15 protein-coding genes are annotated in these 14,354 nt (G+C 69.4%); 7 read left to right on the top strand and 8 right to left on the bottom strand.

From position 1 onward, the window contains the following. The first annotated feature begins 111 nt into the window (after positions 1-111). Positions 112-957: a FadR/GntR family transcriptional regulator gene (locus ABD927_RS11965; protein WP_345249636.1), complete on the top strand. Its 846-nt coding sequence runs from the start codon at positions 112-114 to the stop codon at positions 955-957. On the opposite strand, the gene ABD927_RS11970 is transcribed toward ABD927_RS11965, so the two are convergent. Beyond that, entirely contained in the window at positions 954-1,922 is a 969-nt protein-coding gene (locus ABD927_RS11970; protein WP_345249638.1) for an alpha/beta hydrolase, read from the bottom strand. The genes ABD927_RS11965 and ABD927_RS11970 overlap by 4 nt on opposite strands. Then, on the bottom strand, positions 1,919-2,899 hold the full coding sequence (locus ABD927_RS11975; RefSeq protein WP_345249640.1) for a tripartite tricarboxylate transporter substrate binding protein: 981 nt from the start codon (positions 2,897-2,899) through the stop codon (positions 1,919-1,921). The genes ABD927_RS11970 and ABD927_RS11975 overlap by 4 nt, the downstream gene beginning before the upstream one ends. Before the next feature lie 194 nt (positions 2,900-3,093). Between ABD927_RS11975 and ABD927_RS11980 the strand changes: the two genes are divergently transcribed. Continuing rightward, on the top strand, positions 3,094-4,035 hold the full coding sequence (locus ABD927_RS11980; protein WP_345249642.1) for a LysR family transcriptional regulator: 942 nt from the start codon (positions 3,094-3,096) through the stop codon (positions 4,033-4,035). A 54-nt stretch (positions 4,036-4,089) separates the two neighbouring features. Beyond that, the gene (locus ABD927_RS11985; protein ID WP_345249644.1) at positions 4,090-4,869 is read left to right on the top strand and encodes an exodeoxyribonuclease III; all 780 of its coding nucleotides are present in this window, start codon (positions 4,090-4,092) and stop codon (positions 4,867-4,869) included. Between the two features lie 22 nt (positions 4,870-4,891). Here the strand turns inward: ABD927_RS11985 and ABD927_RS11990 are convergent, their stop codons facing one another. Next, the gene (locus ABD927_RS11990) at positions 4,892-5,242 is read right to left on the bottom strand and encodes a VOC family protein (RefSeq protein WP_345249646.1); all 351 of its coding nucleotides are present in this window, start codon (positions 5,240-5,242) and stop codon (positions 4,892-4,894) included. A 265-nt stretch (positions 5,243-5,507) separates the two neighbouring features. Here ABD927_RS11990 and ABD927_RS11995 point away from each other — a divergent pair, with 265 nt between their 5' ends. Beyond that, complete coding sequence (locus tag ABD927_RS11995) at positions 5,508-6,257, top strand: DUF899 domain-containing protein (RefSeq protein ID WP_345249842.1); 750 nt, start codon at positions 5,508-5,510, stop codon at positions 6,255-6,257. Between the two features lie 78 nt (positions 6,258-6,335). On the opposite strand, the gene ABD927_RS12000 is transcribed toward ABD927_RS11995, so the two are convergent. Further along, entirely contained in the window at positions 6,336-7,499 is a 1,164-nt protein-coding gene (locus ABD927_RS12000) for an MFS transporter (protein ID WP_345249648.1), read from the bottom strand. 78 nt (positions 7,500-7,577) lie between these two features. On the opposite strand from ABD927_RS12000, the gene ABD927_RS12005 reads away from it, so the two are divergent. The 3 genes from ABD927_RS12005 to ABD927_RS12015 all read left to right on the top strand — a co-directional run bounded on the left by ABD927_RS12005 (position 7,578) and on the right by ABD927_RS12015 (position 10,486). Further along, positions 7,578-8,531, top strand: a complete 954-nt coding sequence (locus ABD927_RS12005; protein WP_345249651.1) for a LysR substrate-binding domain-containing protein — start codon at positions 7,578-7,580, stop codon at positions 8,529-8,531. A gap of 105 nt (positions 8,532-8,636) precedes the next feature. Further along, positions 8,637-9,506, top strand: coding sequence for an isocitrate lyase/PEP mutase family protein (locus ABD927_RS12010; RefSeq protein WP_345249654.1), 870 nt, complete (start codon positions 8,637-8,639; stop codon positions 9,504-9,506). Between the two features lie 14 nt (positions 9,507-9,520). Beyond that, on the top strand, positions 9,521-10,486 hold the full coding sequence (locus ABD927_RS12015; protein WP_345249656.1) for a Bug family tripartite tricarboxylate transporter substrate binding protein: 966 nt from the start codon (positions 9,521-9,523) through the stop codon (positions 10,484-10,486). Between the two features lie 34 nt (positions 10,487-10,520). Here ABD927_RS12015 and ABD927_RS12020 read toward each other — a convergent pair whose 3' ends face one another. The 4 genes from ABD927_RS12020 to ABD927_RS12035 form a co-directional block, all read right to left on the bottom strand. Continuing rightward, positions 10,521-11,210 (bottom strand): substrate-binding domain-containing protein, encoded by a 690-nt coding sequence (locus ABD927_RS12020; RefSeq protein ID WP_345249658.1) that lies wholly within the window; start codon positions 11,208-11,210, stop codon positions 10,521-10,523. A gap of 52 nt (positions 11,211-11,262) precedes the next feature. Next, positions 11,263-12,114: an NAD-dependent protein deacetylase gene (locus ABD927_RS12025; RefSeq protein ID WP_345249660.1), complete on the bottom strand. Its 852-nt coding sequence runs from the start codon at positions 12,112-12,114 to the stop codon at positions 11,263-11,265. Positions 12,115-12,216: 102 nt separating this feature from the next. Then, a complete protein-coding gene (locus ABD927_RS12030; RefSeq protein WP_345249662.1) occupies positions 12,217-13,116 on the bottom strand; it encodes an amidohydrolase family protein in 900 nt (299 codons plus the stop codon). After that, complete coding sequence (locus tag ABD927_RS12035) at positions 13,113-14,354, bottom strand: DsbA family protein (protein ID WP_345249664.1); 1,242 nt, start codon at positions 14,352-14,354, stop codon at positions 13,113-13,115. The genes ABD927_RS12030 and ABD927_RS12035 overlap by 4 nt, the downstream gene beginning before the upstream one ends.

Genomic DNA, 14,354 nt, shown 5'->3' on the forward strand with positions numbered 1-14,354 from the left:
TGCGTGATTTCGCCGACAAGGCCATCTGCCCGTAATATTGCGCAAAGGTCAGGCCATGAAGCTCCGGAGCATGGCCGGCCGTTCATCGCCTACGACGCAGAGGATCCACCAATGCCCCAACCCGCACCCGCGGCCCCTCGCAAACGCCGCACCCGCCGCGCCGCCGCGCCCGCCCAGGCGCCGGTGCCCGCCGATGCGGCCGCCGCCGCGGCCCCGGCCCCGGCCCGCACGCCCAACTTCGGCCCCATCCAGCAGAAGCGGATGTTCGAACAGGTATGCGACCAGATCCGCCGCGAAGTCGCCGCCGGCACCCTGCAGCCAGGCGACCGCCTGCCGGCCGAACGCGACCTGGCCGAACAGTTCGGCGTGAGCCGTGCCGCGGTGCGCGAGGCCTTGCGCAGCCTGGAGATGGCCGGCTTCGTGCATTGCCAGCAGGGCGTGTCCGGCGGCTCCTTCATCCGGCAAAGCGATTCGGGTGTGGTGACCCAGGCCGTGCGCGACATGGTGCTGCTGGGACAGATCCCCACGCGCAGCATCACCGAAGCGCGGATCCTGGTAACGGAGGTGGCCATCCGCGTGGCTTGCGAACGGGCCACCGAGGCCGACTTCGAGGCCATCGAACGCGACATCGACCGTTCCGAGCAATTGACGCGCGAGGGCAACTTCTCGCGGCGCACCACCTACATCACCGAGTTCTACCGCGTGCTGGCGCGCGCCACGCACAACGAGATCATCGTGATGCTGGTGGAATCATTGTCTGAGATCGTGCGCAGCTACCTGGCCCAGGTGGACCCGGTGCCGCGCGTCAACGTGGTGGACGTGCGGCGGCGCATCCTGAAGCATATGCGGGCGCGCGACGCCGCGCAGGCGGTGGCCGAGATGACGCGGCACCTGCGCAGCCTGAGCGAGTACATCGAAGACCAGCAGCAGCACCGCGCGCCGGCGGGCCAGGCCTAATCCGCGCGCCGCGCGGCGGGCAGCGCGGCCAGCCAGTCGTGCGCCAGGTCCGCGATTTCCAGGCTGTTGCGGTCCATCATCAGCATGTGGGAGTTGCCCTTCATGCCGCGCGCGGGCAGCGGCACCACCTCCACCTGCGGCCACTGCGCGGCGAAGGCCTGGATCCGGTCGCGCATGCGCGGCCAGCGCGGATCCTCGTCGATATGGTCGCCCATCAGCACCAGCGTCGGCGCGCGGTACGGCACCGCCGGATCGAACGCCGGCACGCTGGCCGGCTCCAGCGCCACCACCGCGCGTACCAGGTCCGGCCGCGCATGCGCCGCGCGCAGCGCGAACACGCCCGACTGCGAATGGCACACCACGATGGCCGGCCCGGTGCGCTCCAACAGCTCGAGATAGGCGGCCATGATCGCGCCGTCGGTATGCGTCCAGCGCGGCACCATCTGCCGCGCCAGCCTGTCGAAATGCTCGCGCGGGAACTGCGTGTCGGGATAATCGATGCGGAACCGGCCGTGGATCGACTCGGCCGGCTGGATCACCGGCCCCTGCGGCCACACCTGCGGCACCGGCGCGAAACCCGAACGGCCGCGCTCCACCGCGTCGCACAGATAGGCGTCCCAGCCGCGCCGCAGGAAATAATGCAGCCAGCCGCTGCGGCCGTCCGGCGTGGTCTCCCACGTGGCGCCGCTCATGCCGCCGCCGTGCCAGAACAGCAGCGGCCAGTGTCCGCCCTCGTCCTGCACGAAGAAGTACTGCGCGTACATCTGCTCGACGAAATAGCTGCCGTTCGGATCGATGCGCACCGGCTGGCCGCCCTCGGCCATCAGGTACTCCGCCGCCGGTTGTCCTTCCAGCCGCACGACGCGCCCGCCCACGTGGAAGGAGCCCATTTCGCGCAAGGCGATGGGGCCGGCGCGGCCCGGGCCGGCCTCTCCTACGCTGGGCGTTTCTGCGTCGGCCGTCATTGCGCCTGGATGTGGTTGGTATCGATCACGGTCTTCCACTTCCGGCTTTCGCCGGCGATGAATCCGGCCAGGTCTTCCCGCGAACCGGCGGCGGTTTCCACGCCGAGCTGCTTCATCTTGTCGGCCACCGCCGGATCGGCCAGCGCCTTGACGAACTCGCGGTTGAGCCGGTCCAGCACCGGCTGCGGCGTGCGGGCCGGGGCCATGATGCCGAACCACGGCGTGATCAGGAAGCCCGGCACGCCGGCCTCGGTAAAGGTCGGCACGTCGGGAATCGACGGCGACCGCCTGGCGCTGGCCACCGCCAGCGCGCGCAGCTTGCCGGCGCGGATGCTGGCCAGCGACGCCGGCAGGTTGTCGAAATACATGTCCACCTGGCCGCCCAGCAGGTCCGCGGCCACCTGGCCCGCGCCCTTGTAGGGGATGTGGGTCAGCTTGATGCCGGCCTGGTTGTTGAGCAGCTCGGTCGCCATGTGGGCCGAGGTGCCGATGCCGGACGACGCGGAATTCAGCTTGCCGGGATTCGCCTTGGCATAGGCGATCAGCTCGGCCACGTTCTTGGCCGGCACCTTCGGATTGACCACCAGCACGCTGGGCACCGTGCCGATCATCGCCACCGGTTCGAAATCGCGCACGATGTCGTAGGGCGCGGGCTTGTACAGCGCGGGCGCCACCGCGCAGTGGAAGGCGCACACCAGCAGCGTATAGCCGTCGGGCTCGGCGCGCGCCACCGCCTGCGTGCCGATATTGCCGCCGGCGCCGCCGCGGTTCTCCACCACCACGGTCTGGCCCACGCTGCGGCCGATCGACTCGCCCAGCACGCGCGCCAGGATGTCCGGCGTGCCGCCGGTGGGGAACGGCACCACCACGGTGATCGGACGCGACGGGAAATCGGCGGCGGCCGACGCCGCGCAAGGCAGCGCCGCCGCCAGCGCCAACAGCGCGCGGCCGGCTGCCGCGCTCGGAAGATTCAGCATCTGCTTGTCTCCAGTTATGGGCCGCGCAGGACTGCGCGTGGCGGGCACTATTCCATGGCATGCCATGCATTGCCCAATGCCGGGTCCGCAAGAGGCGTATACCGAATTTGGTATATATTCCGTAGATCATGCCTCTACCGCATACCCCTTCCCAGGCCGACCGCCATGCGATGCCGTACCTGCGGCGGCTCGACATGAACGCGCTGCTGACCTTCGACGCCTTGATGCGCACACGCAGCGCCACCGCCGCGGCCGCCCTGCTGCACAAGACCCAGCCGGCGATCAGCCGCGAACTGGCGCGGCTGCGGCGCACCTTGGGCGATCCCTTGCTGGTGGTGACGCGCGGGCGCTTCGTGCCGACCGAGCGCGCGCTCGAACTGCATGCGGTCGTGCACGACGCGCTGGCGCGGGTGGAAGAGGCGCTGCAGTCGCATGACGACTTCGACCCGGCTACCGCGCAGGCCGTGGTCAACATCGGCACGGGGGCGCACCTGGAAGTGGTGATCGGCGCCAGATTGCTCGAACGCCTGCGGGTACAGGCGCCCGGCGTGACCGTGCGGTTCCAGTCTGTGCACGGCGACTTCGAGCCGGAAGACCTCGACACCGAACGGATCGACATCGCGCTCGGCCTGTTCGGCAAGGTTCCGCCGCGCTTCCACAGCGCCAGCCTGTTCCGCGACCGGCGCGTATGCGTGATCGCGGCGACGCATCCGATGGCGGGGCATGGGCCGCTTACGCTGGACGACCTGGCCGGCTTCCGGTGGTTTGCGTTTGCGCAGATGTACGATCGGGAAACCAACTTCGACCGGGTGCTCAAGCCGCATCATCGGGCGATAGTTTTTTCGGCCTACCTGTCCGGGTTCGGGATCACGCCTTACGTGCTGCTGGACACCGATTACGCGACCACGATGCCGGCGTGCGTGGCGCAGGCGCACAAGCGGCACTTTCCGCTCGCGACGCTGGAGCTGCCGCCGCCGTTGCGGGATATCGAATACTTCATGGTGTGGTCGAAGCGCCAGCATACGTCGCCGCTGCATCGGTGGGTAAGGGCGGAGATCGTGGACGCGGTGCGGCATGCGCGCGAGGCGTCCGCGCCGACGGTTACGCCTGGACGGCGCCGGCGCGTGGATAATTGAACCGGCAGGCGCCGCGCTCGCCGGTGCCTGGGTTTCGCTTCGAGGAGAGCTGCCGTGTCCGCCTTCAAGATCGCCACGTTCAACATCAATGGCATTCGCTCGCGGCTTCCCGCGCTGCTGGCATGGCTCGAGCGCGAGGCGCCGGACGTGGCCTGCCTGCAGGAATTGAAGGCCGCCGATGCGGCGTTTCCGATCGATGCCATCCGGCAGGCGGGATATGGCGCGGTCTGGCATGGACAGACGTCGTGGAACGGCGTGGCGGTATTGGCCAAAGGAGCCGATCCGGTAGAAGTACGGCGCGGATTGCCTGGCGATCCGGATGACAAGCACAGCCGGTACCTCGAGGCGGAAGTGAACGGGATCCTGGTGGCCTCGCTATATCTGCCCAACGGCAACCCGCAGCCCGGGCCGAAGTTCGACTACAAGCTGGCCTGGTTCGAAAGATTGATCGAACATGCGGCGACGCTGGTGCGCAAACGGCAGCCGGTAGTGCTGGCGGGCGACTACAACGTCGTGCCGACGGACGAGGACATCTACAACCCGCGCTCCTGGCTCAAGGATGCGCTGCTGCAGCCGGAAAGCCGGGAATGTTACCGGCGCCTGCTGGCGCAGGGGTGGACGGATGCGCTGCGGGCGCGGTATCCGGACGAGCGGATCTATACGTTCTGGGATTACTTCCGGCAGCATTGGCAGAAGAACTCCGGGCTGCGGATCGATCATCTGCTGTTGAATGCCGGGGCCGCATCGCAGTTGCGCGATGCCGGGGTGGACCGCTGGGTGCGGGGCGAGGCGCATGCCAGCGACCATGCCCCGACCTGGATCGTATTGGGGTAGCGGCCCGCGCATCGCATGGCACTCAGGCGTGCGCAAGGATGTTGACCAGCCTCCCGAACGGATCGCGAACGTAGAATCGACGGACGCCCCAAGGCTCGTCGACGGGCCCGTACTCGGCGGAAAAGCCCGCATCCCTCATACGTTGAAGCGCCTCGTCTACATCGTCCACTTCGATCGACAGGTCCGGCACGGGCGTCCCGGATCCGCCTTCCGCCGCGAAGCTCACTTGAACGGTCATTTGGGTCCGGGAGCCATAGGTCTGGATCCAGCCATGGTCCATCAAGAGTTCGAGGCCGAGAACGTCTTGATAAAAGACGCGAGCTCGACCGGGGTCTGGCGTTTCGAGATTGGCCACCACACGTTTGACTTGCAATTTTGCCTCCTTCATCGGCCGTCGAAGTGAAGCCGTCCAAGCTACAGCCTTTGCATGCACCACGGCAAGTCGTCTCGACCGGATGGCCGCTATACTTGTTACTCCCCTTCCCGCTTTTTCGCTGCCACACTATCCCAGGCCCGCCCCGAGACGCACAGCGAAAGGAAGTCGCGCCTGGGCCGCCAGGCGCGGGCATTCCAAACATCAGGAGGTTCAAGCCATGACGACATCATCCGCAGGCGAACGGAAAGATCCCCGCCCTGCCATGCACACACCGCCGGTCGTATCGCCGCAAGCATGGGAAACCGCCCGCCAGCAGCTCCTCGTAAAAGAGAAGGCCCTGACCCGCGCCCGCGACGCCCTCGCCGCCGAACGCCGGCGAATGCCCTGGATGGCGGTCGAGCAGACTTACACGTTCGAAGGCCCCGCGGGCAAGATCGGCCTGCCCGGCCTGTTCGACGGCCGGCGCCAGCTGATCGTCTACCGAGCCTTCTTCGAGCCAGGCGTATTCGGCTGGCCCGACCACGCCTGCCGGGGCTGCTCCATGGTGGCCGACCAGGTCGCCCACCTGGCCCACCTGAACGCCCGCGACACCACGCTCGTCTTCGTCTCCCGCGCGCCCCAGGCGGACATCGCGCGCCTGAAGGCCCGCATGGGCTGGGAGATCCCGTGGTTCACCCTTACCGACGGCTTCGACGCCGACTTCGGCGTGGACGAATGGCACGGCACGAACGTGTTCTACCGCGACGGCGACCGCGTGTTCCGCACCTACTTCCTCAACAACCGCGGCGACGAGCAGATGGGCAGTACCTGGAACTACCTCGACATCACGCCGCTGGGCCGGCAGGAAGTCTGGGAGGACTCGCCCGAGGGCTATCCCCAGACGCCCGCCTACAAATGGTGGAACTGGCACGACAGCTACGTCCCCGGCGCGCCGCCCGACAAGAAATGGATCGAAGTATCGGACGCCGGCGAGGCGGCGTTCCGCAATCAGCAGGAAGACAGCGAGCCATGAGCGCAACCGCGGCGCCCATGGCGGCATCCACACGAGATGCGAGAGCCAGCCCGCGCCAAGGCCGCAGGCTGCCGCCAGCTAGCCCGGGTCCTGCCCCGGCTTGCGCGGCGGCCTGACGCACGCCAGCGCCGCCCACGACAGCAGCACCGCCGGCACGCTGTAGATCCATATGGGCGTCACCAGCGGCAGCACCAGCCCCGCCAGCATCGGCCCGGTTCCCGCGCCGATATCGCGCCACACCGACCGCGCCGCCAAGGCCTGCACCCGCCCCGGCCCCGGCGTGCGCATCGCGACGATGGGCGGCAGCAGCGGCAGCTGCAAGGCCCGCAGCACCACGATCGCCGCCGCGCAGCTCCACACCCATCCCGCGCCGAAGCCCACCAGCACGACGGCGGTCGTCAGCGATAGCCATACCAGCAGCCGCTCGGGACCGACGCGGTCGGCCATGCGCCCGCCGATGGGACTGAGCACGATCTCGCCCAGGTAGCGCAGCGCCAGCACCGCGCCCGCGACGACGACCGACCCGGCCGGCAGCAGATCCTTGCCCAGGTACGACAAGCCGATGATGAACAAGCCGTCCAGCGTGAAGCCTTCCAGGAACGACCAGGTATCCAGACTGCCCGGCAGCCTCAGCCTGCGCCTGGCGGCCGGCGCGGGATGAGGATGGCCGGGCAGGCCGCGCGCCACGGCCACGCCGGCCAGCGCCACCACCGCCAGCGCGAAGAAGATCACCCGCGGCCCCCAGTGCTCCGCCAGCCATGCCCCCAGCGGCAACGCCACCACCGGCCCCATCGCGATGACGGCGCGCGAGCGGCCGTTGCGCCGCGCGGCCCCGCGCGGATCGGCGGTCGACATGGCCTGGGTGGACAGGTTCAGTGCAGCGAACGACAGCCCCCACAACAGCCGCAGCGGCACCAGCGCCCAGAACCCCGACAGCGTCGCATAGCCCAGGGCGCAGACCGTGGCCGCCGCCGCGGCCAGCATGCAGGTGGGCCGGTCGCCGCGCCGCGCGTAGAAGCGCGCCACCCACCCGTAGCCGGCGATGCGCACCAGCCGGTTCGCGGCCAGCAGCACGCCGGCCTCGGCCAGCGACACCCCGAAGTGCGAGGCATACATCGGCAGCAGCAGGTACAGCACCGTATCGCCGGGCAGGGCCATGGCCAGCGTGGCGCTGGCGCGGCGCGAATGCGCGTCGGTGGACGGGGAATCGGCCGGCGCGCCGGCGGAGTCGGGAGTCGTCATGATGGCGCCATGCTGCGGCACGTTACCGTTCCGTGACAAACGAAATTCCCGGCGTGTATGGGTGATAAAATCTCACACATGTCCTCCCACCTGCCGCCGTTGAATGCCGTCCGCGCGTTTCTGGCGGCAGCGCGCCGCCAGAGCTTTACCCTGGCGGCGCAGGATCTGCACGTCACCCACGGCGCCATCAGCCGCCAGGTCAAGAGCCTGGAGGATTACCTGGGCGTGGCCCTGTTCGAGCGGCGCGTGCGCCAGGTGCTGCTCACGGCCGCGGGCCATCAGTTCCTGGCCGAGGCCGGGCCGGCGCTGGACCAGCTCGCCGCCGCCGCCCGCCTGGTCATGGCGCGCGCATCGGGCCGGGCGGTGCGGATCAATGTCCGGCCGTCGTTCGCGGTGCGCTGGCTCATTCCCCGCCTGTCGGACTTCGTTGCCCAATACCCCGGCATCGATCCGCAGATCGTCACCAGCACCGCGCCGCCCGACGCGGACGACACGCCGTTCGACATCGCCATCCGGCGCGGGCTGGACGGCTGGCCGGCCTCGCTGGCCGTGCATCCCTTCCTGGAAGACCAGGGGCTGCTGGTCGGCGCGCCGCACCTGATGCGCGACGTCGGCGCGCCGGAGGCGCTGGCATCGCTGGCGCTGCTGTTGTCCAAGACCCGCAAGACGGACTGGGACGACTGGAAGAAGCACGCCGGCATCGTGCGCCTGCGCCCCAGGCGGCAGATCTTCTTCGACCATCTGCACTTCGTGCTGCAGGCCGCGGTGGACGGGCTGGGCTTCACGATCGCGCCGGTGTCGCTGCTGTCGAACGACCTCGCCACCGGCCGCCTGGCCTGCGCCCTGCCCGGCCTGCGCCTGCCGCTCAGGCGCTACTACTATGGCCTGGCGCCCTCGGCCAGCCGCGAGACGCAGTTGTTCGTCCGCTGGCTGGATGGGCATGCACGCCCCGGTATCCGCAGTTCGCCCGACATTCCGTCCGCGCCGCACGCGCCGCCGCTTCCGGCTTCCGATACGGCGTCCGCGCGCTGAACCAATCCCGGTCACGGCTTACAGTCAGCTTGAAGCCGGACGATGTTATCGCTATCATCGGAGGGACGGCATACCGACACCACGACATCCGATACCGGAGGAGACATGAGCCGATCCGCCCGCTTCCGCGAGCTTTTCCAGAAGCCGCCTTTCGTCTGCATGGGCGCGCACGACGCCGTCACGGCCATGCTGGCCGAACAGGCCGGCGCCCCCGCCATCTACGTGAGCGGCTTCGCCGCCTCCGCCATCGTGGCCGGCCAGCCCGACGTGGGCCTGCTGACGCAGACGGAAATGTTCGAACACATCCGCCGCATCTGCCGCGTCACCACCGTGCCGGTGTTCGCCGATGCCGACACCGGCTACGGCGGCGTGCTGGACTGCCAGCGCACCGTGCGGCTGTGGGAAGAAGCCGGCGCCTCGGTGCTACACCTGGAAGACCAGGCGGTGCCGAAGAAATGCGGCCATTTCGCCGGCAAGCAGCTGGTGTCCAAGGAAGAGATGCAGCAGAAGCTGCGCGCCATGCTGGACGCCCGCAGCGATCCCGATTTCTTCATCGTCGCCCGCACCGACGCCATCGCGGTGACCGGGCTCGACGACGCGATCGAGCGGCTGGAGGCCTACGCGGCGGTGGGCGCCGACGGCCTGTACGCCGACGCGCCGGAAAGCGTGGACCAGATGCGCGAGCTGGTGCGGCGGCTCAAGCCGCTGGGCAAGCCCATCCTGTTCAACATGGCGCGCTCGGGCAAGAGCCCTTTCCTGTCGCTGAAGGAAATCCACGAGATCGGCTTCGACTACGCGCTGTGCCCGATCGAGCCGATGTTCGCGATGCACAAGGCGGTCAAGGAAATGATGGAGATCTTCATGCGCGAAGGCTCCACCAATGCCGTGGCCGACCGCCTGACGCCGTTCGAGGAATTCAACCGTTTCGTCGGCCTGGATCGCGCCGTGGCCCGGGAACGGAAATACGCAGAATAACGGAGACCATTCCCATGAAATTTTCCATATCCGCCGCCGCCCTGTGCCTGTCGTTCGCCGCGGGGCCGGCCCACGCGCAGGCGCCCGCCTTCCCCAGCAAGCCCGTCACCATCGTCGTTCCGTACTCGCCCGGCGGCGGCAGCGACAACGCCTCGCGCGCGTTCGCCAAGCACCTGTCGGAGCAATGGCATCAGCCGGTCATCGTGGAAAACCTGGCGGGCGCCGACGGGCTGATCGGCACGCGCCGCGTGATCAAGTCGGCGCCCGACGGCTACACGCTGCTGGTGTCCATTCCCGCCATCGCGATCATGAAGTACACCAACAACACGGTCCACGGCGACCTGGTGGACGAGGTGGACCCGATCGCCACGATGGCCAGCGGCCCCACGGCGATGGTGGTCAAAGGCAACACCGAGATCAAAACCATGGCCGATCTGAAGCGCGTGTGCGGCAAGCCGTCGGCCAATTGCAGCTGGGCCAGCGGCGAGCCGTTCACGCTGCTGGCCGGCTCGGGGCTGATCTCGGGCCTGGGCCTGTTCGATTCGATGACCAACGTGCGCTACAACGGCACGTCGGCGGCGGTCAACGACATCATCGGCGGCCACGTGACGCTGCTGGTGACCGGCATCTCGTCGGTGATACAGCACCACAAGACCGGTTCGCTGCGGATCCTGGGGGTCAGCACGGCGCAGCGGATTCCCGACATTCCCGACGTGCCCACCTACGCCGAGGCCGGCCTGGGCGACGTGGAGTTCACCAACAACTGGTACGGCCTGTTCGCGCCGCGCGGCACGCCGGAAGCCGTCAAGAAGACCATCAACGATGCCGTGCGCGCCGCGGCGCGCGATCCGGCAGTGGCGAAGATCCTGGCTCCGCTGCTGATCACGCCCGTGGGCGACACCACCGCCGAATTCACGGCCTCGCTCAAGCGCGACCAGGCCACGGTGGCCAAGCTGGCGGCCAAACTGCCGCCGCAATAGCAGGGCCTTCCGGCCGGCGATGCCGGCCCTGGCCTCAGGCCGGCTCCATCCCGTTGTCGCGCTTGACCTCGGCCGTTTCCGCCGAAGCCATGAAGGCCAGCATGTCGCGCACCGCGGCCTGCTGCGCCGAGGTGGCGGCGATGCCGGCCGAGAACACCGTCATCGACTGGATCTCCGGCGGCAGCGGGCCCAGCACCTCGATGCCGGCCACGTTCATCAGTTCGCTCAATTGCTGGAAGCCCAGCTCGACCTCGCCCTTGGCGATCAGCGAACCGACCGGCACGCCGGGCGGCGGCCGCACGATGCGGCTCTTGATCTGGTCGGCCACGCCCCAGCGTTCGAACAGCTGGGTGATGTAGGTGCCGCTGGGGCCGGTGGAATAGCCCACCGTGCGTGCCGCCAGCACGGCCTCGCGCACGGCCTGCTCGGAGCCGATGTCGATGCGCGGCGCACCGGCCGGCACGGCCACCGCGATGCCGGAGCGGACCAGGTCGACCCGGCTGCCGGCCACGACCTTGCCTTCGGCGATGAGTGTATCGATCACGTTGCTGGCCAGCACCACGGCGTCGAAGGCCTCGCGGGCCTGCACGCGCTTGGCGGCGTCGACGCCGCCGACGGCTTCCAGAGTGGCCTGCAGGCCCGATTTCTGCGCGTATTGGCCGATGAGATCGTTCAGCAGCGGCCGGGTCGCCATGGAAGAAATGATGCGGATCGGGGATGCCATGCGGCCACCTCCAGTGAAACGTTGGTACGTGCCCGCCGTGCGAGCTCCGGCATTAGAACACGGGGCTCTCCGCCGCGGCATCGTGCAACAGGAGGAAACCCAGCGCCTGCGCACAGGGCAGGTCGATCTTGAGCGACAGCAGGTCGTCGGCACGGGTGCGGCCGAGGTTGACGGCGGCCACCGGCAGGCCCGCGGCGGCCGCGGCGCGCGCATAGCGGAATCCGGAATGCACCATCAGCGAGGAGCCCACCACCAGCATCGCGTCGGCCTTGCCCAGCGCGTCCAGCGCCCGGCGGATCCGCCCGGCCGGCACGGTTTCGCCGAAGAACACCACGTCGGGCTTGAGGATGCCGCCGCAGTCGGGACAGGGCGGCACGGCAAAGGCGGCAAAATCCGGGCCTTCCAGGTCGGCGTCGCCGTCGGGCGCGTCGGCCGCGTCGCAGGCCGTCCAGCCGGGGTTGAGCGCTTCCAGCCGCTGCTGCAGGAGCGACCGCGGCGCGCGGTAGGCGCAATCCATGCAGCGGACGCGGTCGAGCCGGCCGTGCAGGTCGACCACGCCGCGGCTGCCGGCGGCCTGGTGCAAGCCGTCCACGTTCTGCGTGACGAGCAGCGCGACCCGGCCGGCGTCTTCCAGCCGCGCCAGCGCGCGATGCGCGGCATTGGGCGCGGCCGCGCCGAAGCGCCGCCAGCCCACCATGCTGCGCGCCCAGTAGCGGCCGCGCGCCTCGGCGGCGCCCATGAAGGTGCCGAAATCGATGGGCGGCTGGCGTTTCCATCGGCCTTGGCCATCGCGGTAGTCGGGAATGCCGGAATCGGTGCTGCAGCCGGCGCCGGTCAGGACGAACAGGCGCCGGTGGCGGTCGATGAAGTCGCGCAGGGCGGCGGGGGAAGAGGGGAGGTTCACGGGGACCGGTCGGCGGAATCTGTGCTTCGCCTAGCATAACGGTTGCCCGGCAGGAATGCCCGGCGGCGCAGATGGCGAGGGTTTCCGGATGCGTTGCGGCCGTCAACGCGCCGCTTGCTTCCACCCGTAAAGCGCATGCGCGTTGCGCACCAGCACCCGCTCCCGCGTCGCCGGGTCCGGCGCCCAGTCCGCGAGCAGGTCCAGCAGGTCGCCGACGTTCATCATGGATGCCCAGTGCGAGACATGGGGCCAGTCCGATCCCCATACACAGCGCTCCGGCGCGATCTCGAGGCAGGCCCGGGCCAGCGGGATGGTATGGCGCCAAGGCGCCTCGTCCAGCCGGTAGGCGCCGGACAGCTTCACCCATGCGCCATCCCTGACCAGGTCCAGCATGGTGCGGACGCCGGGATGGGCCAGGCCCTGGCGTGCCGGGAAATGCCCCATGTGATCGATCACGACGGGTACCGGCAGCGCGGCGATCCGGCTGGCGAGCGAAGCGATGCGGCGCGCGTCGACCAGGAGCTGCAGATGCCAGCCGAGATCGCGCGCGAGCGCGCCGTATTCTTCCAGGTCGCCCAGGCCCACGCCGCCCCCGTACAGCACGTTCAGGCGCAGCCCGGCCACGCCCGACCGGCGCGCCTCATCGTACTGGCGTGCAGGCAGGCCCAGCGGCATGACGGCGACGCCGCGCAACCGCCGCGGGTGGCGCCGCAGCACGCGCAGCATGAGCGAGTTGTCCGTGCCATGGACGCTCACCTGCACCAGTACGCCGTAGGCCATGCCCGTGGCGTCGAGCATGCCCAGATAGTCCGCCTCGCTGGCGGGCGGCGGCGTGTAAGAGCGCCCGTCGACGAAAGGATGTTCCGGCGGACTGCCGATGACGTGCGCATGGCAGTCGACCGCGCCGGGCGGAACGGCGTAGCGGACGGGGCCGCGCGGGTGGGGATCGGGCGGCGGACAGGGCGGCGCGGCCGCCGCCCTGGATGCCGGGCCGGTCGTCATGTGCAGACCCGGGCGGGAAGCGCGCCGGATACGGACGGGGATGCCAGGCGCGCCTGTATCTCGCGTTCCAGCATCCAGATGCGGTCCTGCCCCCAGGTCACCCAGTCCCCCATCCGGTAGGTGGGCGCCGCGTACTGGCCGATCCGCTCCAGTTCCGCCCGATTGGCCGCGGCCCAGCCGCGCCAGTCCTCCGCGCCGAGCTCCTTGCGCGCCTCGTGCCAGTCGAGGCCGGCGCGTTCGGCCAGGCGGCCGAGGCCGTCATCGGTGGCCGTGTCGATGCCGTCGGCCCATACGCCCTGCATGACCGACAGCAGGTAAGGCTCCAGCTTGCCGGATCGTTGCGCAAAATCCACCAGCGCCATGGCGCGCTCGAGCCCGGGCCCGAAGGGATCGCGGAAATTCCCGAAACGCAGGCCATGCCTGAGCGCCTCGCGCGCCGGATCGGCACGGAAATAACGGGCCTTGAGTTCCGGAATGGCGAAACCGGCCATCTTCATCGGCACGATCAGCCGCGGCCGGATGCGAACGGGGTAGCGGCGCTGCAGGCCGAACGTGCGCTCGGCCGCGAGATAGGCGTAGGGACTGCGGAAAGAGCAGAAGAAATCGATTTCGATCGGCTGGCCGCGCAAGCCCGCCGTGCCTTGCGGTGGCGGGAGGCTCATGGATCTGCGGCGCAGGACGCCCACGCTGGCGTCCGGGCGGCGGCGGCCGGCCGTCAGCAGGTCGTGCTCCAGGTGCGGCAGCCGGTCCACGCCCCAATACCAGGTACCGCCGAAGGCCAGCATGCCGCTGTTGTAGTGGCCGGCCTCCAGCTGTCGCCGCTGGTTGGCCTCGAGCCGGCGCAGCGCGGCTTCGCGGGGCAGGGCCTGCGGCCCGCACAGGGCCTGCAGGCGCGCTTTGTCCCCGCGGAACAAGGCCTCGCCCACCTGGCGTGCCAGCGCCAGGTAGTGCGAGGGCGAGTCTTGCGCTGCCAGCAGCCGGCGGCTCGCGAGCTCTGCATCCTCGCCCGAAGGAGGAACGCCGCCGGTCTCGAAATGCAGTTCGCAGTGGCGGCACAGGTCGACCGCGTCGCGCAGCGCATGCCGCGCCACCAGGTCGGGACGGGGAAAGTAGTCGCGCGGCGGCAAGGGCACCGTCACGCAGCGCAGCGGCACGTCGTAGCGCTCGAGCAGCGTGGGCAGGACCTGCAGCAGCAGATGGCTCCACGGATCGTCGGCGCGATGATAGAAGTGCAGCAT

This window comes from Pigmentiphaga soli, from assembly GCF_039541095.1.
In the GTDB taxonomy this organism is placed as follows: domain Bacteria; phylum Pseudomonadota; class Gammaproteobacteria; order Burkholderiales; family Burkholderiaceae_B; genus Pigmentiphaga; species Pigmentiphaga soli.